This is a genomic window from Sphingopyxis sp. Root154 (assembly GCF_001427105.1).
GTDB lineage: Bacteria > Pseudomonadota > Alphaproteobacteria > Sphingomonadales > Sphingomonadaceae > Sphingopyxis.
Map to the genome: position 1 here is coordinate 359,979 of NZ_LMGI01000002.1, position 19,705 is coordinate 379,683.

A 19,705-nucleotide genomic window follows, 5' to 3' on the forward strand; every position below is an offset into this window, starting at 1 on the left:
AATAGGTTTCAATTCGGGACGTCCGGCGCCGGCACGGCGGCCGGGGTTTCGGCGGGCAGTTGTGGCCCAAGTGCGTCACGCAATCGCGCAAGCCGCATCTCCAGATCGGGGCGCCACGGCGCATCGGCCGGGCTGCGCGCGAGGAGCCGGCTCCACACCGTCTCGGCGCCTTTCAGGTCGCCGCCCTGCGCCAGCGCGAGGCCCGCGAAAAAGGGCGGCGCCGGATGCGACGGATCCCGCTTCGCCGCCTTGTCGAACGCCAGCGCCGCGGCGGGCGACATCACGCCGCCGCCATGCGCCGCCAGCGCATTGCCGAGCCCGACCCACAGGTCGACATTATCGGGATATCTCTCCAATCCCTTTTCGAGTGTCTTCGCCGCGAGCTCGGTCTTTCCCGTCCGCGCGAAACCGTCGGACATGCCGAGCCACTGCGCCGCGGCACCAAAGCGTTCGGACATGCCTTGCCGCTGATCGGTCAGCGCTTTGCCGAAATTCTCGGGCTCCTCGCGCGCCGCAACGGGCTTGCCGGGCAGCGACGGATGGCCCTGCAACGCATAGCCCGCGAGCCCCAGCATCACCGCCGCCCCCGCCAGCGGCCGTGCCGCCGCGGGCAGTTTGCCGAGCCAGAAGATGCCGCCGATCGTCAGCAGGGCGGCGAGTACGACCCACAGCCAGATCATGCCGCATCCTCCCCGTCTTCGCTCTCGCCGCGGCGGAAACGGCCAAAGGCCAGCCATCCGCCGAGCGCGAGGAAGAGCAATGGTCCGAGCCAGAGCAGCGCCGTGGCGCCGTCGAACGGCGGGTCATAGCTGACCCAATTGCCATAACGCGCGACGAGCCATGTCTTGATTTCGGCCGGGCTCTCGCCCGCCGCGATCTTGCTGCGCACTTCGTGGCGCATATCGCCCGCGAGTGGTGCATCGGAATCCGCAATCGACTGCCCCTGACAGACGAGGCAGCGCAACTCTTCCATGAGCGCCTTCGCCCGCGCTTCCTGCGCCGGATCCTTGAGCTGCTGATAGGCATAGGGCGCGGGCGGCAGTCGGTCCTGCGCCGCCGACGGCAGCACCAATGCCCCGAGCAGGCAGAGAAGCAGGAGCCGGAGCGTCACTTCATCGCCTCGAGCCTGGCGACAATCCCCGGCACCTGATCGGCAAGGATCACGCCCTGGATCTGCTCGCGAATGATGCCCTTGCCGTCGATCAGGAAGGTTTCGGGCACACCCGACGACCCCAGCGCGATCTGGACGCTGCTCTGCATGTCCGACCCGATGCGGTCGAAGGGATTGCCATATTCGCGCAGGAACATCGCGACATCCTCGGGCCGGTCGCGGATCGCGATGCCGTCGATCGGAACGCCCGCGGCCTTGAGCGCCTCGAGCTGTGGCGCCTCGGCGCGGCACGGGATGCACCAGCTCGCGAAGACATTGACCAGCCGCGGCCGTCCGTCGGCAAGCTGGCTGCTCTTCAGCCCTTCCACTCCCGCCGTCGCGGGCGGCAGGTCGAACAGCGGCATCGGCTTGTCGATCCATTGCGACTGGATCAGCGTCTCGGCGGGCGTCACCAGCCGATAGATGAAGGCGCCGAACAGCAGCCCCATGATCGCCAGCGGTACAAAAAGGACCCAGCGGTTCTTCATGGCGCGAAACGCTCCTGTGATTTGCGGCTGCGGCGCGCGCGCCAGATGTTCAGCAACTGCGCGCGGCCGAGCAGCGACAGCGATGCGCCGACGGCGATGAGCGCGCCGCCGAGCCAGATCCACCACACGAGCGGTTTCCACCACAGGCGGATCTGGTAGCGGTCGGCGCTGCTGTCGTCGCTCGTCACCGGCTGGCCCAGCACGGCATAAAGCTGTCCGCCCGGCCGCGTCAGCAGTGCTGCCTCGTTGGTCTCGGTCGGCGCGGTGCCCATCAGACCTGGGAAGGTGCGCGCCTCGGGGCGCATGGTGAAACTGCTACCCGAAGAGGCGGTCGCGACCAAGGTGCCCTCGATCGCGGTATAATTCGGCCCCGCCACCGGTTTGACCCCTGCGAATTTTACCGCAAAATCGCCGATCTTGATCACCTCACCCGGCGCCGCGGCGACCAGCCGTTCCTTGATGAAGGCACTCTCGGCGCCCATCCCCGCAAGACAAACCGCGACGCCGAAATGCGCCACAACCATGCCCCAGGTCGCCAGCGGCGTGCGGCGCAGGTTGCGCCCCCACAAGGGCGCGAGGCTCGCGACTGCGACGACACCCGCGACGGTCATGCCGAGCAGCGGCAAAATGCCGACCTTGCCGCCGAACAGGACGAGGCCGAACAGAACCACCGCACCCGCGAAAATCGCCAGCGGCAGCCTTGACCACAGCCGCTTCCCGTCATCCTTGCGCCAGCTCAGCAGCGGCCCCGCCACCATGACAAGACAGAGGATCAGCGCGAGCGGCCCCGCGACCTTGTTGTAATAAGGCGGGCCGACCGAAATCTTCTCGCCCATCGCCTCGGCGACGATCGGATAGAGCGTGCCGAGCAGGACGAGCGCGAGGATCGTCGTGAGCAGCAGATTGTTGATGACGAGCGAGCCTTCGCGGCTCAGCAGCGCGAACTTCTTGCCCTCGGCGACGCTCCCGGCACGCAGCGCGAACAGCGTCAGCGCGCCGCCGATATAGATCGCCATCAGCGCGAGCAGGAAGGTCCCGCGCTCGGGATCGACGGCAAAGCTGTGAACGCTCGTCAGCAGTCCCGACCGCACGATGAAGGTGCCGACCATCGACATCGAAAAGCCGATCACCGCGAGCATTACCGTCCACGCGCGCAGGGCATTGCGGGTGGCGGTCACCGCTACCGAATGAAGCAAAGCCGCGCCCGCAAGCCACGGGATCAGCGAGACATTCTCGACCGGATCCCAGAACCACCAGCCGCCCCAGCCAAGCTCATAATAGGCCCAGTAACTGCCCGCGGTGATGCCGAGCGTCAGGAAAATCCAGCTGCCCAGCACCCACGGCCGCATCGCGCGGGCGAAGGCGGGTCCAATCTCGCGTGTGATCAGCGCGCCGACGGCAAAGCTGAACGCGACCGACAGCCCGACATAGCCGACGTAAAGCGTCGGCGGATGGAAGGCGAGCCCGATGTCCTGGAGCAGCGGGTTAAGCCCCTGCCCGTCGGGCGGCGCCACCGGAAGCCGCTTGAACGGGTTCGACGAGAAGAGGAGAAATGCGAAAAAGCCGAGGCTCAGCGCCGCTTGCGCAGCCAATGTCGCGACCAGCGTGTCCTCGCGCAGCCGCTTTTCGAAAATCGCGATCAACCCGCCTGACAGCGACAGGATCATCAGCCAGAGCAGCATCGAGCCCTCATGATTGCCCCACGTCCCCGCGACCTTGAAGATCATCGGTTTCAAACTGTTGCTGTTGCGCGCGACCAGTTCGACCGACATGTCCGAGCGCACGAACAGCGCGATCAGCAGGCCGAACGCCGCCGCGGTGAGCACGCCCTGCGCAACGCTCGCCGGCCGCACGAGCGCCGCCAGATCCTTCGGTCCCCCGCGCAGGAACAAGGTTCCCGCGACGAGCGACAGGCACGCGAGCGCGGCCGCGATCCACAGCAGGGCCAGACCGAGTTCGGCAATCATGTCGTTGCCGGCGCCTTCATATTCTTCGGCATGTCGCCCATCTGCGGCGGCATATAGCGTTCGTCATGCTTGGCGAGGATGCGGTCGGCTACGAAAATCCCGTCGGCGCGCATCCGGCCGTCGGCGACCATGCCGCTCTCCTCGCCGAACAGGTCGGGGACGATGCCCTTATATTCGACCGGCACCGACGCCTTGCCGTCGGTCGCGACGAAGCGGATGGTCAGCCCGTCGGCCTGCCGTTTGATGCTGCCCTTGGCGACCATCCCGCCCAGCCGCATCGGCTCATCGACTGCGGCCTTGCCGCCCTCGATCTCGACCGGCGTACGGAAATAGGCGGCTTCGTCGCGCAATGCGCTCGCCGCGAGCACACCCGCGCCCGCGACACCGCACAGCGCGACCAACGCCAGTATCAGCCGTTGATGTTTGGCCTTCACTTGCGGTCCTTTCGCAGCGCGTCGCTGCGCTTTTCGGCCTTTTTCATCGCGCGCCAGCTGGCCCACAGCACCGCGCCGGTCAGCACGGCCGTCAGCCCATAGGCCGCGGCGACAAACGCCCATTGCCCGCTCCCGCTAATCACCCCCGTCACGCGTCAGTCCCCTTCGTCGTCCGCGAGCCGCCTGAGCCGCGCCGCGACGCGGTTGTCGGCGATGATCCGCCGCATCCGCATCAAGACGATGGCGCCGAATAGCAACGAAAAGCCGAGCACGGTCAAGCCCAAGGGCCACAGCAACGCGCCGTCGATGCTCGATCCGCCCAGCGTGATGCTCGGCCCCTGATGCAGGCTGTTCCACCATACGACGCTGCGGTTGATGATCGGAATGTTGATCGCGCCGACGAGTGCATAGATCGCCGCGCCGCGCGAAAGCGATCCGCCCTGCCTTTGCCCGTCATCGCCGCTCGTCAGTGCAATGAAGCCCGCGTAGAGAAACAGCAGGACGAGCATCGACGTCATCCGCCCGTCCCATTCCCACCAGGTTCCCCAGGTCGGGCGTCCCCAGATCGATCCGGTCGCAAGGCACAGCGCGGTGAACAGCATCCCCGGCACCGCGATCGCGCGCGCCGCGATGCCCGACAGCGGATGCCGCCAGACAAGCTGGATCAGCCCCGCGATCGCCAGCGACGTCCAGCCGCCCATGCCGAGCCAGGCCGACGGGACATGGACATAAAGGATGCGTGCGGTTTCGCCCTGCTTGTAATCGCCTGGCACCATCGCGAGCCCGGCCCAGCCGCCAGCGAGCACAAGCAACAGCCCGGCACCGAGCAACCACGGCGTCAGCGGCTTGGCAATCGCAAGAAAGCGCGTGGGATTAGCGTAGGCGTGCATCGGATCGCGTCGTCCTTAGGCGAGCCGGAGAAAGCGGTCCAGCAATTTGCCCGGCGCGACCCGGCGAGGCTTGTGCCGCTCCCCTACGCCGAAGGTCAAGCCTTTGACCACTAGACCCTCGCCATCCCGGACTTGATCCGGGATCCGTGGGCGTTCTTGAAGTCGTGGACCCCGGATCAAGTCCGGGGTGACGAAAGACGTGAAGCGAACTCACCCCTCGGGCCGCGTCCATATCCAGCTTCCGGTGACGGCAGCGGCAATTACCGGCACCATCACCCACGGCCAGGGCGAAAAGATCGCGGCAAGGATAATACTGAAGGCAAAGGCGGCCGTCGCGGCGATCTTGCCCTTGCGGCTGATCGCGCCCTTCTCGCGCCACGCCGCGATATGGTGGCCGAAATGAGGGTGCGTCAGCAGCCAGTTCTCGAGCCGCGGCGATGAGCGCGCAAAACAAAAGGCGGCGAGAATGACGAACGGCACCGTCGGCAACAGCGGCAGAAACGCGCCAATCGCGCCAAGCCCCAACGACGCCCAGCCCGCGACCAGATAAAAATGCCGTTTCATCGACGGCTGGCTTAGCGGAAATCAGACCGCGCGCCAGCCCTCGAAGCGTTTATGCCCCTCCCCTGAAGGAGAGGGGCTATTTCGTTCAACCCCGCCCGATCAGCTTCTGCGCCATCCGGTCGGCGACCGACGCCGCCGGCGTGCCGCTCGCCTTGCTCTCGGCCCAGATTTCGGCGAGCCGGCCGGGTATCAGGTGGATGCGGCTCTCGACTTCCTCGCGGCTGCCCTGCCCCAGATATTCCAGCGCGACGTTGATGATGCCGCCCGCGTTGATCACATAATCGGGGGCATAGACGATGCCGCGGTCATGGATGCGCTGGCCGTCGGCCGCGGTCGCGAGCTGGTTGTTCGCACCGCCCGCGATGATCGGCACGCGCAGTTTCTCGATGCTTGCCTCGGTCAGGATCGCGCCGAGCGCGTTGGGGCTCAGCACGTCGGCCTCGACCTCCATGATCGCCGCCGAATCGGCCAGCTCAGCGCCGAGTTCGTCGGCGAGTTCCTTGGCGCGCGCCAGATTGACGTCGGCGAGGGTCAGCTTCGCGCCTTCGGCCGCCAGCCGCCGCGCGACGCCGCCGCCAACGCTGCCGACACCCTGGATCGCGATCCGGACATCCTTCGCGCTGTCGGTGTTCAGCCCTTCGCGAATCGCCGCCTTGATGCCGAGATAGACGCCGAGCGCGGTCAGCGGGCCGGGATCGCCGCCCGCTTCGCCGCTCGCCACCGGCAGGCCGCTGACATGCTTGGTGTGCTTCGAAATCTGGACCATATCGGCGTCGGTGATCCCGACATCCTCGGCGGTCACATAGGCGCCGCCCAGCGACTCGACCGACCGGCCGAACGCCGCGAGCAGTTCGGGGGTCTTCGCACCATGTTCGTCGGCAAGGATCACGCCCTTGCCGCCGCCCATCGGCAGGCCGGCCATCGCATTCTTGTAGCTCATGCCGCGCGACAGGCGCAGCGCGTCGGTGATCGCCGCCGCACGCTGCGGATAATGCCAATAGCGCACGCCGCCCGCGCCGGGGCCGAGGTGCGTCGAGTGGACGGCAATAACCGCGGTCAGCCCGCTGGCGCGATCGCGGAACATATGGACATGTTCATGATCGTCGAAATCGGCGAAATCCCAGACAGCGGACATAGACTCATCCTCGCATTAGAAAATTACGTCCGAACGCAATAATCCGATAGGGGCTGAGAGTCACCCCAAATCCCGCATGTGCGCGAAGATAGAGAAAATGGGGCGACCAACGGGGCTCGAACCCGCGACCTCCGGTACCACAAACCGGCGCTCTAACCAACTGAGCTATGGTCGCCACATAAGCGAAGAGCGCGCACGAAGCACCCTCGACAGCGCGCGGCGAATAGGCGCGCATCCCCCCGCTCGTCAAGCATTGTTCGCACGCGCTTCCCTGCTAAAAAGCGGGCCATGGCTGCGAACGAACATGTCGACATGGCGACCTCGGGCGCCGACCGTACCGCCGAGCGGCTCGCCGCCGTTCCCGGTATCCGCCGCGCGCCGACGCCAAAGCTGCAGCAGTTCATGCTGTCGGGCTTTCTCGACGCCGAAACCTGTACCGCGCTGATCGCGCAAATCGACCGCGACGTGCGGCCATCGACAATCGCCGACCCGAATGGTGACGACGCCTTTCGCACCAGCACGACCTGCGACCTCGACCATCGCGACCCGATCGTTATCGCGGTCAACGATCGGCTCCACGAGCTCACCGGCATCCCGCGCGAATATGGCGAACCGATGCAGGGCCAGCGCTACGACGTCGGACAGGAATTCAAGGCACACACCGATTATTTCGACCCGCACGGCAGCGATTGGGAAACCTATTGCGCGATTCCCGGCCAGCGCAGCTGGACGCTGATGATCTACCTCAACGAACCCGCCGCCGGGGGCGCGACGCGCTTCCTCGCGACCGGCAAGATGCACCAGCCCGAGGCCGGGAAGCTGCTCGCGTGGAACAATGTCCACCTCGACGGCACCGCCAACCCCGACACGCTCCATCACGGGATGAAGGTGCGCAAAGGCCGCAAATATATCATCACGAAATGGTTCCGCGAACGCCCCTGGCCATGGGCCGAGGGGGAGCTGGCCTAAGGCCAGCTCCCGCCCGCTGCTTACTTCACCAGACGATACTGGAAATTCAGCGTCAGCGTATTGGCGACCCGACCCGGCTCGACCGGGGTCGCCTTCGCCGAACCGGCGTCCATCGCCATCCGAACCATCGGCATCGGCGGCTGCGGGCCAAAGCTGCCGCCTTCGCTGATCGACACTAACTCGACGCCGCGGAAGCCCGCGAGGCGCGCATAATCCTGCGCCTTCGCTTCGGCCGCCTTGATCGCGGTGCCGCGCGCACCGACCAACTGAGCGTCGGGGTCCTTCATGCCGAACGACGGTCCGTCGATGTTAGTGCCGCCCGCGGCAACGAGCGCGTCAAGCAACGGCCCGATGTCCTCGATCTTGCTCGTCGTCGCGCGCACCATGTTACTCACCTGATAGCCAAGGAAGCGCGGCGGCTGGCCGTCGGTGCGGTTGTTATAATCATACTGCGGCGACAGGTTGATGCCGCTCGTCTGGATATCCTCGGCCTTGATCCCGCGCGCCTTCACGGCTGCGATCAGCTTGTCCATCGCGGCGGCATTGGCGCGCATCGATTCGACCGCGGTCGGCGCGGTCGTCGTAACGCCGGCGCCAACGGTCGCCTGGTCGGGACGCGAACGCACTTCCTCGCTGACCGAAAAGGTCAGGATCGGGCCCTGGGTCGTTGCTGCTGTCACCGTCGAACCTCCCTGCTGCGCAAGCGCGGGCGTTGCCGCCATCAGCGCCAGTCCGGTTGCCATAACGGCGAACAATTGCTTCGTCATTTCATTCTCCTGTGAACCGGGCTTCCGGTGGTTCCTGATCTCCGCCCCGTAACGCAGACGGAGCGAACCCGTTCCGGCCTTTGCGCGGACGGCGCTTGCATGATGCTGAACGTATCGGTAGCGCGCCGTTCATCATGGCAGCTCCTATTCTTTCATACGAAGGCCTCGGCCTTGTGCAGGGCAGCGGCTGGCTGTTCCAGGATCTCGACATCTATGTCGGCGAACGCGACCGCCTCGCGCTGATCGGCCGCAACGGCGCGGGCAAGACGACCTTGCTCAAGCTGCTCGCCGGCCAGATCGACGCCGACAAGGGCAAACGCGTGATCGTCCCCGGCACGCATGTCGTGATGCTCGAACAGGAACCCGATTTTTCGTCCTTCGCGACGCTGATGGATTTCGCCGTCGCCGCGCCGCACGCGCCGGAGGAATTCGAGGTCGCCGCGATTGCCGACCAGCTCGGCATCGACATGAGCCGCACCGCCGCCAGCGCCTCGGGCGGCGAACGCCGCCGCGCCGCGCTCGCCCGCGCGCTCGCGCAGAACCCCGACGTGTTGCTGCTCGACGAGCCGACCAACCACCTCGACCTCGCCGCGATCGACTGGCTCGAATCCTGGCTCGCGCGCTACACCGGCGCCTTCGTCGCGATCAGCCACGATCGCACCTTCCTCACCCGCCTGACGCGCCAGACGCTGTGGCTCGACCGCGGCAGCATCCGCCGCAAGGAAATCGGCTTCGGCGGCTTCGAGGAATGGAGCGACGCCGTCGCCGCCGAAGAGGCCCGCGCCGCTCAGCGCCTCGATTCGAAACTGCGGCTCGAGGCGCATTGGCTCGAACGCGGCGTCACCGCGCGCCGCAAGCGCAATCAGGGCCGTCTCGAAAAGCTCAAGGAAATGCGCGCGACCCGCGCTGCGATGATCGGCGGCCCCGGCGTCGCCAAGCTCGGCCTCGCCAACGACGACGTCCGCTCGAAATCGGTGATCGTCGCCGAGGGCGTATCCAAAAGCTTCGGCGACCGCACGATCATCAAGAATTTCGACTTCCGTGTCCAGCGCGGCGACCGCATCGGCATCGTCGGCGCGAACGGCGCGGGCAAGTCGACCCTGCTCAAGCTCCTCACCGGCGAGATCCAGCCCGACGAAGGCAGCATCACCCTCGCCCCGACGCTCGACGGCATCATCATCGACCAGCAGCGCAGCCTGATGTCGCCGGACAAAACCGTCCGCGACATCCTCGCCGACGGCGGCGACTGGGTCGAAGTGCGCGGAGTCAAAAAGCATATCCAGGGCTATCTCAAGGAATTCCTGTTCGACCCCGGCGTCATGGAGGCGAGCGTCGGCGCGCTCTCGGGCGGCGAACGTTCGCGCCTTCTCCTCGCGCGCGAATTCGCCCGCGAATCGAACCTGCTCGTGCTCGACGAGCCGACAAACGATCTCGACCTCGAAACGCTCGACCTCTTGCAGGAAGTCATCGCCGACTATGCCGGCACCGTGCTGCTCGTCAGCCACGACCGCGACTTCCTCGACCGCACCGTCACCGTGACGCTCGGCCTCGACGGATCGGGCAGGGTCGACATCGTCGCGGGCGGCTATGCCGATTGGGAGGCAAAGCGGATCAAGCCCAACACCGTAAAAGCCAGGGCCGCGACCGCCGCGCCGCTGCCCCCGCCGACCGCGCGCAAGAAGCTCAGCTACAAGGACCAGCGCGATTACGACCTGCTGCCCGGCCGGATCGAAGCGATCGAGAAGGAAATGGCCGGGATCGAGAGCGAACTATCCGACGGCAGCCTCTTCACGCGCGACAATGCGCGCTTCAACGCACTGACGGCCAAGCTCGAACAACTCCGCGAGGAAAAGGCGGCGGCCGAAGACCGCTGGCTGGAACTGGCCGAAGAGGTCGAAGCTCTGGGATGACATCCAAAAGCCGTGGTAATCGCACAAAGACACGACATGGTGCACCCAAGGGGAAGAATAATGGACGACAATAGCGCACGAGAAAAACTGGTCGGGGTCGGCGGGTGGCTCGCGCTTCTGGTTTTTCTTCTCATGATCATCTGCCCGATCCTGTTATTGCTCCGGGCGATGGCAAATGTAAGAGAAGCTGCGATCCTCAACCAGGTTCTTTTCGGCGCCAATACACAAAGCTACATCAGCTCCAGTTGGATACTGGGTTTTATTGCCGCCTCTGTTTCGATCTTTCTAGCCTATCGGCTCATTGCCGCCCGCCAGTGGTCGTCCATCCGGATCGCCGTCATCGGTCTGTGGTTTCTGGCGCTGATGCCGATATTGGTGGACTTTGCTATGAAGGCAGCCTTTTTCACAGACGTTGCCGATTATCGCGCGTCGCTTGTTCCAAACGCATTACGTGCAGCGGGAATATCATGTGGTTTTTCCGTCGTTTGGACGGCCTATTTGGTGATGTCGAAGCGCGTAGCATATACCTATGACAAGCCAGCCTGAGGAGCGGAGCCCGGTGCCGGCCAGCGCGCTTCACCCCGTCCCGTAAAACCGCGCCAGCCGGTCGAGCGCCAACCCCAGCACCAGCTTGCCCGACCGCGCCGGCCACCCCAGCGCCTTCTCCGCATCGCCAATCCCTTCTCCCGCGCAAATGACGCGCCAGCAGATGTCGGCCAGCCCCGGCCCCGCCGCGTCGAGTGCGGCGTGAAAGCGCCGGTGCGCATCGATCCGCGCCAGCGACGCGTCGGACGCCCGCGCGCCGCCGCGGCTCTTTCCCATCGGCGCGGCGTCCCAACGCATCGTCACCCGCGCCGATAACCCCGCCAGCTCATAGTCGCCGCGCAATCGTTCGCCCGCGCCCGATTGCGCCGCCGTCAGCAACCCGCGCGATGCCAGCCAGGCGATCGGGCTTTCGGCGACATTGACCGTCACATGGCGCATTACCTGCGGCCCCCCTTTGCCCGGATCGATCCGGTCGTCGGGATGGATGCTTGTTTCGAGACGGCGTGCGGTCATGCGATTCTCCTTGGCTTGCACGCCGGGCTTGACACTGGATTATTTTGTAGGAAAGAAGAAACCGATTTGGTTATTTGAAGGTTTTGCGATGATCAACAGCATCCGCTCGGTCCGCCGCGCCAAGGGCCTGACGCTCGAGGAGGTCGGCCAGCGCTGCAATCCGCCGACGACCGCCCAGACGATCGGCCGCCTCGAAACGGGCACGCGTACGCTGTCGCTCGGCTGGATGAACCGCATCGCCGCCGCGCTCGGGGTCGATGCCGCCGAACTCGTCCAGCTGCCGCAGGACACGCAGCTCACGATCACCGCGCTGCTCGGCGCCGAGGGTGCGCAGGCGCCGACGCGCGTCGAACAGGCGCTCACCGCGCGCCCGGGCGAGGATATGGTCGCGGTGCGCGTCACCTCGTCGATCGGCGATTATCGCGCGGGCGACGAAATCTGGTGCCGCCGCATCGAGGGCGACTGGGCGAGCGCGCTCAACCGCGACCTGCTCGTCCCCCGCCCCGCCGGCCGTTTCTTTTTCGCCCGCCTGCTCAACGTTGACGGCGAGAAACTTCACCTCCTCCCGCTCGGCACCGGCCAGCGCCAGCAGGTCGTTAGCAACCCGCCGTGGGCCGCGGTTGCCGTCCGTCTGCTCCGTACGCTCTGAGTGTCCGTCGCTCCGCCACTGCGCGTCCTGTCGATCGCGACGTTATTCCCCGACGCCGCGCGGCCCAATTTCGGGCTGTTCGTCGAGAAGAGCCTGCGCGCGCTTGCGCCGCAGCCGGGCATCGAGCTCACGATTGTCGCCCCTGTCGGTCTGCCCCCCTTCCCGCTGTCGTTTCACCAACGCTATCGCGCCCTCCGCGACCTGCCGCGAAGCGAGAGCTGGAACGGCCTTACCGTCCTCCGCCCGCGCTTCACGTTGATCCCCCGCGTTGGTGCGCACTTTAATCCGGCAAAGATCGCAAACGCCGTGCTGTCCGCCGTGCACGGCAAGTCCTTCGACGTGATCGACGCGCAATTCTTCTACCCCGACGGCCCTGCCGCGATGCGCGTCGCGGATACGCTCAGCCTCCCTTTTTCGGCCAAGGCGCGCGGCGCCGACATCAGCCACTTCGGCCATGACCCGGCGACGCGATCGCAGGTGATCGAGGCGGGCAGGAAAGCCACCGGCCTGCTCGCCGTCTCCGAAGCGATGCGCGGCGACATGGCCGCGATCGGCATCGATCCCGCCCGGATCGCTGTCCATTACACGGGCATCGACACCGCGCGCTTCCACCCCGGCGACCGTGCCACCGCGCGCGCAGCATTGGGCATGACCGGCACCCCCACAATCCTCACCGTCGGCGCACTGATCGGACGCAAGGGGCAGGCGCTCGTGATCGAAGCGCTGCCCGCGCTGCCGGACGCCCACTACTGGCTTGCCGGCGCGGGCGATGAGGAAGGACGATACCGCGCGCTCGCGCAAAAGCTTGGTGTCGCAACCCGCGTCCACTTCTTGGGGCCCGTCGCCAACGCCGACCTCCCCCGGCTTTATCGCGCCGCCAACCTTGTCGTGATGCCGTCGGTCAGCGAAGGGCTCGCCAATGCGTGGGTCGAGGCGCTCGCCTGCGGCACGCCGATCGTGATCAGCGATGCGGGCGGGGCGGCCGAACTGGTGACGTCACCGGTTGCAGGTCGGATCGTCGAGCGCAAGCCCGACGCGATCGCCACAGCCGTTCGAGAGATTCTCGCGGCCCCGCCCTCACCGTCCGACGTCGCTGCGAGTCTCGGCGGGCGGTTCGACTGGGACCGAAACGGCCGCGAACTCGCCGCGCATCTCCGCCGCTGCGTAAGTCGCTAGATACGGCAACGCCGGCCCACTCCCAGAGCAGGCCGGCGCCTATTTTTACAAAGCTTCGGGCCTCAGACGACCGCGCCGTCGTCCTTGCGCTCGACGCGCTCGCCACCGTCCATGCCCGCGGTCGTGCGCGGCACGAAACTGTGCGGGCCGACTTTCAGCCACACCAGCACCGGGGTCGACATCAGCACCGAGGAATAGCCGCCGATAAACACACCGAACAGCATCGCAGCGGTAAAGCCGAAAATCACGTCCGGGCCAAAGATCAACAGCATGCCGAGCGCCAGGACCATGGCGACCGTCGTCATGACCGTACGCGACAGCGTTTCATTGATGCTGAGATTGAGGAGAGGAACGATCTCCATCTTTCGGTATTTTTTCAGGTTTTCGCGAATACGATCATAGACGACGATCGTGTCGTTGAGCGAATAGCCGACGATCGTCAGCAGCGCCGCAACGCTGTTCAGGTCGAACTGCATCTGCGTCACCGCGAACAGGCCGAATGTCAGCGACACTTCGTGAAACAGGCGACCAAGCGCACCGACACCAAACTGCCATTCAAAGCGTATCCATATATAAATGGAAATGCCGAGGATCGCGAGGCCCAGGCTGATAGCCCCGGTTCGTATCAATTCTCCCGAGACCTTACCCGAAACGGTTTCGACCGAACCGGCCTTCGCGGTCGGGAAGGCTTTTTGAATGCCCGATACCAGCTGCTGCCCCGCGCGCTCGGCGGCCGCCTTGTCGCCGTCAGGAAGCGCGGTGCGGATCGACACCGCTTTGTCCGATCCGAACTGCTGGATCGTCGCTTCCCCAAGGCCGATGTCGCCGACCTTTTCGCGAATTTCGTCGATTGGCGGCATCCCCTGAGTGAATTCAACGCGAACCGACTGGCCACCGACGAAGTCGACGCCGAGGTTCAGGCCCTTCACGGCGACCAGTGCGATCGACACGGCCACGAGGAAAAAGCTCATGAAGGACGCGACTTTCCGCCACCGCAGGAAGTCGATATTGGTGTCGTCAGGAACGAGTTTCAGCAAGCGCATCGTTTCGCTCCCTTAAATATTGATCGACGTCGGGCGCTTGGTCCGCAGCCAATGGGCTACGAACATGCGCGTGACGGTAACGGCGGTGAAGACGCTGGTGACGATCCCGATGGTTAGAACAACCGCGAAGCCCTTGATCGGGCCCGAACCGAACCAGAACATCAACGCGGCGGCGATGACGTTGGTGACGTTAGCGTCGAAAATCGCGCGGCTGGCCTCGCTATAGCCCAGCTCGACGGCCTGAAAGACCTTTCGCCCGCGTTTCAATTCCTCGCGTATTCGCTCGTTGATCAGCACGTTGGCGTCGACCGCGGCGCCGATCGTCAGTACAAAGCCTGCGATCCCTGGTAGCGTCAACGTCGCATTGAACGCCGCCATGACCGCGATGATCAGGAACACGTTGAAGACCAGCGCGACGCACGCATAGACGCCGAACCGGCCGTAAACGACGATCATCAGCACCAGCACCGACACCGTCGCGATGATGCCCGCGATCGCGCCCTTGCGGATCGAGTCGGCACCGAGTTCGGGGGTCACCGTGCGTTCCTCGACGACGGTCATCTTCACCGGCAAGGCGCCCGAGCGCAGCGAAATCGCCAGCGCATTCGCGCTCGCAACACTGAAGCTGCCCGAAATCTGCGCGCTGCCGCCCAGGATCGGCTCGTTGATCGACGGCGCCGACAGCACCTTGCCGTCGAGCACCATCGCGAACCGCTTGCCGACGCTCTGCGCCGTCACCTTGGCAAAGGTGCTCGAACCGCCCGAATCAAAGCGAATGGAGACGACGGGCTGGTTGTTCTGAGGATCATAGCTCTGCTTGGCGTCGATCAGCTGCTCGCCGCTGATCATCACTTGCCGGCGCAGCACTTCGAACGCGGCGCCGCTGCCTTCGCCCTCGGCATAGGGAACGATTTCGCTACCGACGGGAACGCGGCCCGCGGCGGCTTCGGCGGGATCGGCGTTGGCGTCGACCATACGGAATTCAAGCCGCGCCGTCTTGCCGATCAGTTCCTTCAGCGCGGCGGGATCCTGCAGGCCCGGAACCTGCACGACGACGCGGTCGGTGCCTTCGCGGATGATCGTCGGTTCGCGCGTACCCAGCGCGTTGACGCGCTTGTCGATAATATCTCGCGCCGTATCCATCGCGTTCGCGACGGCCTGCGCCTGTCCGGCGCCAGTGGGGGTCATCTCGATCCGCGTCGAATTGACCACGGTGACTGTCCAGTCGCGCTGGCCCGTCAGCTGTGCCCCACGCGTCTCGTTGAACAGGCGTTCGCGAGCTTCGTCGAGCTTCGCGAGATCGCGGACGAGGAAGCTGATCTTGCCGCCCGCGGTCGACAGCTCGCCGATCGCGATATCGTCGTCGGCCCCGCTTTCGCCGCGCATCGCGGCGCGCACGGTCTTTTCCATATTCGCGAGCTGCGTCTTGCGCAGATCGGCGATGTCGGCTTCGAGCAAGAGGTGGCTGCCGCCGGCAAGGTCGAGGCCCAGATTGACCTTCGCCTGCAGGAACGACGGCAGGCTGTCCCGCGTTTTTTCAGGCAGGAAGCTGGGGATGGAAAAAAGGATACCGAGCAGCAGGATGATGCTGATGCCGATGGTCTTCCAGCGCGGGAAATCGAGCATGGTCTAAAGATCCGATAGCAAGAGCGGGACCGCGAAGGACGCGGGGCCCGCCGCGTCAGTCGTTGGCGGGCTTGCCGCCGGGCTGCAGAACGTCGGCGAGGGTCGATTTGACGACCTTGATCTTCACACCTTGCGCGATTTCGACGTCGACGAAATCATCGTCGACGCGCGTGATCTTTCCGACGATCCCGCCGCCTGTCACGACCTGGTCGCGCGGCTTGACCGCCGCGACCTTGGCGCGATGTTCCTTGGCGCGAACCTGCTGCGGGCGGATCAGGAAGAACCAGAACACCGCGAAGATCAGCAGATAGGGGACTAGCATCAGGAAACCGGCAGCCCCGCCGCCCGATCCGGCCGCCTGGGTCAGAAGCAATTGCGTCGACATGAGTGAAAAACTTTCCGTTCGTAAGCATTGCCAATTCCCGTTGCGGAACCGGCACGCAAATATGGCGCGGCGCCTATCACGCAGGGAAGTTGCGCGCAACCGGTCGCTGCGCCCCTCCCCCTTGGCAAGCGTGGCCGAAATGGGAATGATGACGGTAAGATCAAGCCCGTAGCAACGATTGCGGCAACAACGGGCCATCCCCGCTTGCATCGCCCGCCAACCCGCGCTAGGGGCCTCGCCTACCCTTACGGGGGCCGGTCGGGACGTAGCGCAGCCTGGTAGCGCATCACACTGGGGGTGTGGGGGTCGGAGGTTCGAATCCTCTCGTCCCGACCAATTTAAATTTACATGACAATCTGACAGCGTGCTGACAGGATCGTGCGCCAATCGGGGCCGGAGGCGGCGCATCGGCACGACCGGAAAGCGCAAGGATATGCAGGCGGGCATTCTGATCGTTGCCGCCGCATTCCTGACTTCCATCCTTTCGGGCATTTTCGGCATGGCGGGCGGGCTCGTCTTCATGGGCGTGCTCGCATGGATCCTGCCGGTGACCACCGCGCTCGCGCTCCACGGCGTGATCCAGTTCGCCTCGAACGCGTGGCGCGTCATACTGCACCGCGCGCATGTCGCCTGGCCGGTACTGCTCTGGTTCGGGATCGGCGCCGCGGCATCGATCGGCTTCCTATCGCTGGTGATTTTTACCCCGACCAAATTCTACGTCTTCCTCGGGCTTGGCCTGATGCCGATTCTCGTCTGGCTGCCCGAACGCTGGCTGGCTCTTGACGCCAGCAACCGCTGGCACGCGCTCGGCGGTGGCTTCGTCTCGACCGGTCTCGCGCTTGTTTCGGGGGTATCGGGTCCGGTCACCGACCTGCTGTTTATCCGTACCAAGCTGGGCCGGCATCAGGTCGTCGCGACCAAGGCGGTGATGCAGGCGATCGGGCACGCGTCCAAGATCCTCGTCTATGGCGCTTTGCTGCTCAGCACATCGGCGCGCGAGATCATCCCGCTGTCCGTCACCGCGGTCGCGGTGTTCGCGTCGATGGCGGGGATCATGGTCGGTGGCACCATCCTCGACCGCATCAGCGACGCGCATTTCCGCGCCAGCCGCCGCTGGATCGTCACGATCATCGGCGCGACCTTCCTGTTCCAGGCGGCGCAGATCGTGCTTGCCTGACGCCCCGCGCTCGACTGAGATACGGATATGACATCGAATCGCGAAACCACGATCATCCGCATCGTCGACATGCACACCGCAGGCGAGCCCGTCCGTATCGTCGAGGCCGGATATCCCCCGCTCGCCGGCAACACGATCCTGGAAAGAAGGCGCGATGCCCAGACACGCTTCGATCACCTGCGCACGATGCTGATGCTCGAACCGCGCGGGCATGACGGCATGTACGGCGTGATCCCGACCGAGCCCTGCGCAGCGGGGGCCGACCTTGCCGTGCTCTTCACGCATCAGGAAGGATATAGCACGATGTGCGGCCACGCGACCATCGCGATCGGCCGCTGGGCGATCGACACGGGGCGCGTCGCGCGCGTTGACGGCAAGGCCCGCTTCGGGCTCGAGGCCCCTTGCGGCGTCATCCAGGTCGATGTCGAGACGGACGAAGCCGGCGTCACCCGCGTCGCATTCGAGAGCGTCGAATCTTTTGCGAGCGCGCTCGATCGGACTGTTGAGGTTCCCGGCCGCGGCCCGGTCCACGTCGACATCGCTTTCGGGGGCGCCTTCTACGCGATCCTGCCCGCCAGCCGCATCGGCCTGTCGCTGATGGAAACGCCGCTAGCAGAGCTCGTACAGGCCGCGACCGCGATCAACGAGGCGATCCGTACCGGCGGGTCCATCGTCCATCCGACCGAACCCGATCTCGGCTTTCTCTACGGCACGATCCTGACCGACGATGTGGCGCTCGGCATGCATGGCGGCCAGCCCAGCTACAATCTTTGCATCTTCGCAGACGGACAGATCGACCGCTCGCCGACCGGCAGCGGGGTAACGGCGCGCATCGCGCTCGCCGCCGCAAAGGGCGAGATGACAGTGGGAGACAGCTGCGAAATCCGGGGCGTATCGGGCGAAGGCTTCATCGGAACGCTCGCCGCGACGAGCGGAACCGGACTCGATGCCGCGTCGCGCGTCCGGGTCGCCGGCCAGGCCTGGTATTCGGGGCGCAGCGAGATGATCGCGGAGCCTGGCGACCGCTTCGGTGCTGGCTTCACTCTCCCGCGCCGCCTCGCCGACCTCGACACGCCGGTGTGACGCGGCGCGTCCGCCGCATTGCTATGCGGCGGCGCTAGATGCTGGCCAAGCCGGACGATCGCACCTAGGAGCGCCGGCATGGAATTCGCGCCCGAAATCTTCGCCTTCCTGATCGGCGTCGCCTTTCTCGCCGGGACGGTAGACGCGATGGCGGGCGGCGGGGGTCTCCTCACCATTCCCGCGTTGATGGCGGTCGGTGTTCCGCCGGTCTCGGCGATCGCGACGAACAAGCTGCAAAGCACGATCGGCACCGGCTCGGCCTTCCTGACCTTCTGGCGCGCGGGGCATGTCGATCTTCGCCGCTTCGCATGGCCCGCGGCCGGCGCCTTTGCCGGCTCGGTGCTCGGCGCGACCGCCGTCCAATATGTCCGCTCAGATTTCCTCGCCGCGCTCGTCCCGCTGCTGCTGATCGCGATGGGGCTCTATTTCCTGCTCGCGCCGCCGATGAGCAGCGTCGACCGCCACGCGCGCGTCGGCCCGCTCGGCCTCACCCTCATCGTCACGGCGCTCGGCTTCTACGACGGCTTCTTCGGCCCGGGCGCGGGCTCGTTCCTGACGCTCACCCTCGTCGCGCTCGGCGGGCTCGGGCTCGTTCGCGCGATCGGCAACGCAAAGTTCCTCAACCTCGCGACCAATGTCGCCGGCCTGCTCGCGATGATCGTCGGCGGTCACGTCCTGTGGCTGCTCGGCCTCTCAATGGCCGTCGCCAATGTCGCCGGCAACCAGCTCGGCGCGCGGCTCGCGATCCGTTTCGGTGGTCGCGGGGTGCGGCCGCTGCTTGTCGTCATGTCCTTTGCCCTGACCGCCAAGCTGCTCGCCGACCCCGCCAACCCGTTGTGGACGCTATTTTAGGGCTGTGCATCGGCCGGCGGCGGCGGTTCCGCACGCGCCTTTTGCTTCGCGGCCAACTCAGCTTTGTCGACCAGGCCGTCGCCGTTGGCATCGAGAAACTTGATAAAGGCATCGACCTTTTCCGGCGAGGCCATCGTCGGATCGCCTTGCTTCTGGGCGCGCATTTCAGCCATTTTGGTGATCTCGGCCTTGTCGAGCTTGCCGTCGCTATTGGCGTCGATCATCGCGAACATGCGGCCGCCATCCTGCGGCGGCTGGGCGGCAGCGATGCCTGGAACAGCCATACCGATCGAAGCGGCGATCATCGTCAATTTCTTCATTCCATGTCCTTTGGTCATATCGGCAAAAGTGCCGGGACGCCTCGCCGAGGACATGGCAGCT

The 19,705-nt window shown here is 65.5% G+C and carries 23 protein-coding genes and 2 tRNA genes; 9 read left to right on the forward strand and 16 right to left on the reverse strand.

Going from position 1 to position 19,705, the window contains the following annotated elements:
- Positions 1-8: 8 nt before the first annotated feature.
- From ASD73_RS07440 to ASD73_RS07480, 10 genes are all read right to left on the reverse strand, one after another.
- Positions 9-680, reverse strand: coding sequence for a tetratricopeptide repeat protein (locus ASD73_RS07440; protein ID WP_056371119.1), 672 nt, complete (start codon positions 678-680; stop codon positions 9-11).
- On the reverse strand, positions 677-1,111 hold the full coding sequence (locus ASD73_RS07445) for a cytochrome c-type biogenesis protein (protein WP_056371122.1): 435 nt from the start codon (positions 1,109-1,111) through the stop codon (positions 677-679). Before ASD73_RS07445 ends, ASD73_RS07440 begins: the two co-directional genes overlap by 4 nt.
- Positions 1,108-1,638: a DsbE family thiol:disulfide interchange protein gene (locus tag ASD73_RS07450; RefSeq protein WP_056371124.1), complete on the reverse strand. Its 531-nt coding sequence runs from the start codon at positions 1,636-1,638 to the stop codon at positions 1,108-1,110. The genes ASD73_RS07445 and ASD73_RS07450 overlap by 4 nt, the downstream gene beginning before the upstream one ends.
- Entirely contained in the window at positions 1,635-3,605 is a 1,971-nt protein-coding gene (locus ASD73_RS07455; protein ID WP_056371126.1) for a heme lyase CcmF/NrfE family subunit, read from the reverse strand. The genes ASD73_RS07450 and ASD73_RS07455 overlap by 4 nt, the downstream gene beginning before the upstream one ends.
- Positions 3,602-4,039 carry a cytochrome c maturation protein CcmE gene (gene ccmE / locus ASD73_RS07460; RefSeq protein WP_056371128.1) on the reverse strand — a complete coding sequence of 146 codons (438 nt, stop codon included), beginning with the start codon at positions 4,037-4,039 and terminating at the stop codon, positions 3,602-3,604. The genes ASD73_RS07455 and ccmE overlap by 4 nt, the downstream gene beginning before the upstream one ends.
- Positions 4,036-4,191, reverse strand: coding sequence for a hypothetical protein (locus tag ASD73_RS23020; RefSeq protein WP_200934911.1), 156 nt, complete (start codon positions 4,189-4,191; stop codon positions 4,036-4,038). Before ASD73_RS23020 ends, ccmE begins: the two co-directional genes overlap by 4 nt.
- 3 nt (positions 4,192-4,194) lie before the next feature.
- A complete protein-coding gene (gene ccmC, locus ASD73_RS07465) occupies positions 4,195-4,929 on the reverse strand; it encodes a heme ABC transporter permease CcmC (RefSeq protein ID WP_056371130.1) in 735 nt (244 codons plus the stop codon).
- A 210-nt stretch (positions 4,930-5,139) separates the two neighbouring features.
- Positions 5,140-5,493: a YbaN family protein gene (locus ASD73_RS07470; RefSeq protein ID WP_056371132.1), complete on the reverse strand. Its 354-nt coding sequence runs from the start codon at positions 5,491-5,493 to the stop codon at positions 5,140-5,142.
- A gap of 85 nt (positions 5,494-5,578) precedes the next feature.
- Complete coding sequence (locus ASD73_RS07475) at positions 5,579-6,628, reverse strand: Glu/Leu/Phe/Val family dehydrogenase (RefSeq protein ID WP_056371134.1); 1,050 nt, start codon at positions 6,626-6,628, stop codon at positions 5,579-5,581.
- A gap of 98 nt (positions 6,629-6,726) precedes the next feature.
- Positions 6,727-6,803: transfer RNA gene (locus ASD73_RS07480), tRNA-His, on the reverse strand.
- A gap of 113 nt (positions 6,804-6,916) precedes the next feature.
- Here ASD73_RS07480 and ASD73_RS07485 point away from each other — a divergent pair.
- Entirely contained in the window at positions 6,917-7,597 is a 681-nt protein-coding gene (locus tag ASD73_RS07485) for a prolyl hydroxylase family protein (protein WP_235534230.1), read from the forward strand.
- Between the two features lie 20 nt (positions 7,598-7,617).
- Here the strand turns inward: ASD73_RS07485 and ASD73_RS07490 are convergent, their stop codons facing one another.
- Positions 7,618-8,364: an SIMPL domain-containing protein gene (locus ASD73_RS07490; protein ID WP_056371136.1), complete on the reverse strand. Its 747-nt coding sequence runs from the start codon at positions 8,362-8,364 to the stop codon at positions 7,618-7,620.
- A gap of 134 nt (positions 8,365-8,498) precedes the next feature.
- Here ASD73_RS07490 and ASD73_RS07495 point away from each other — a divergent pair, with 134 nt between their 5' ends.
- Positions 8,499-10,274, forward strand: coding sequence for an ABC-F family ATP-binding cassette domain-containing protein (locus ASD73_RS07495; RefSeq protein ID WP_056373339.1), 1,776 nt, complete (start codon positions 8,499-8,501; stop codon positions 10,272-10,274).
- 60 nt (positions 10,275-10,334) lie between these two features.
- Positions 10,335-10,820 carry a DUF2569 family protein gene (locus ASD73_RS07500; protein ID WP_056371138.1) on the forward strand — a complete coding sequence of 162 codons (486 nt, stop codon included), beginning with the start codon at positions 10,335-10,337 and terminating at the stop codon, positions 10,818-10,820.
- 30 nt (positions 10,821-10,850) lie between these two features.
- On the opposite strand, the gene ASD73_RS07505 is transcribed toward ASD73_RS07500, so the two are convergent.
- A complete protein-coding gene (locus tag ASD73_RS07505; protein WP_082521427.1) occupies positions 10,851-11,333 on the reverse strand; it encodes a DUF6456 domain-containing protein in 483 nt (160 codons plus the stop codon).
- 88 nt (positions 11,334-11,421) lie between these two features.
- Between ASD73_RS07505 and ASD73_RS07510 the strand changes: the two genes are divergently transcribed.
- Together ASD73_RS07510 and ASD73_RS07515 are read left to right on the forward strand one after the other, a co-directional pair.
- Positions 11,422-11,982: a helix-turn-helix domain-containing protein gene (locus ASD73_RS07510; protein ID WP_056373343.1), complete on the forward strand. Its 561-nt coding sequence runs from the start codon at positions 11,422-11,424 to the stop codon at positions 11,980-11,982.
- A complete protein-coding gene (locus ASD73_RS07515) occupies positions 11,983-13,158 on the forward strand; it encodes a glycosyltransferase (protein WP_235534231.1) in 1,176 nt (391 codons plus the stop codon).
- Between the two features lie 62 nt (positions 13,159-13,220).
- Here the strand turns inward: ASD73_RS07515 and secF are convergent, their stop codons facing one another.
- The 3 genes from secF to yajC are packed head-to-tail and all read right to left on the reverse strand — an operon-like array spanning position 13,221 to position 16,212.
- Complete coding sequence (gene secF / locus ASD73_RS07520) at positions 13,221-14,201, reverse strand: protein translocase subunit SecF (RefSeq protein ID WP_056371139.1); 981 nt, start codon at positions 14,199-14,201, stop codon at positions 13,221-13,223.
- A 12-nt stretch (positions 14,202-14,213) separates the two neighbouring features.
- Positions 14,214-15,827 (reverse strand): protein translocase subunit SecD, encoded by a 1,614-nt coding sequence (gene secD / locus ASD73_RS07525; protein ID WP_056371141.1) that lies wholly within the window; start codon positions 15,825-15,827, stop codon positions 14,214-14,216.
- A 55-nt stretch (positions 15,828-15,882) separates the two neighbouring features.
- Positions 15,883-16,212, reverse strand: coding sequence for a preprotein translocase subunit YajC (yajC, locus tag ASD73_RS22935; RefSeq protein WP_052182143.1), 330 nt, complete (start codon positions 16,210-16,212; stop codon positions 15,883-15,885).
- 259 nt (positions 16,213-16,471) lie between these two features.
- Here yajC and ASD73_RS07535 point away from each other — a divergent pair.
- The 4 genes from ASD73_RS07535 (at position 16,472) to ASD73_RS07550 (ending at position 19,324) form a co-directional block, all read left to right on the forward strand.
- Positions 16,472-16,548 (forward strand) — tRNA-Pro (locus tag ASD73_RS07535).
- 97 nt (positions 16,549-16,645) lie between these two features.
- Complete coding sequence (locus ASD73_RS07540; protein ID WP_056375975.1) at positions 16,646-17,389, forward strand: sulfite exporter TauE/SafE family protein; 744 nt, start codon at positions 16,646-16,648, stop codon at positions 17,387-17,389.
- A 27-nt stretch (positions 17,390-17,416) separates the two neighbouring features.
- Entirely contained in the window at positions 17,417-18,472 is a 1,056-nt protein-coding gene (locus tag ASD73_RS07545) for a proline racemase family protein (protein WP_056371145.1), read from the forward strand.
- Between the two features lie 78 nt (positions 18,473-18,550).
- A complete protein-coding gene (locus ASD73_RS07550; RefSeq protein ID WP_056371147.1) occupies positions 18,551-19,324 on the forward strand; it encodes a TSUP family transporter in 774 nt (257 codons plus the stop codon).
- Here the strand turns inward: ASD73_RS07550 and ASD73_RS07555 are convergent.
- Positions 19,321-19,644, reverse strand: coding sequence for an EF-hand domain-containing protein (locus ASD73_RS07555; RefSeq protein ID WP_056371150.1), 324 nt, complete (start codon positions 19,642-19,644; stop codon positions 19,321-19,323). The two genes, ASD73_RS07550 and ASD73_RS07555, sit on opposite strands and share 4 nt — an antisense overlap.
- Positions 19,645-19,705: the final 61 nt, after the last annotated feature.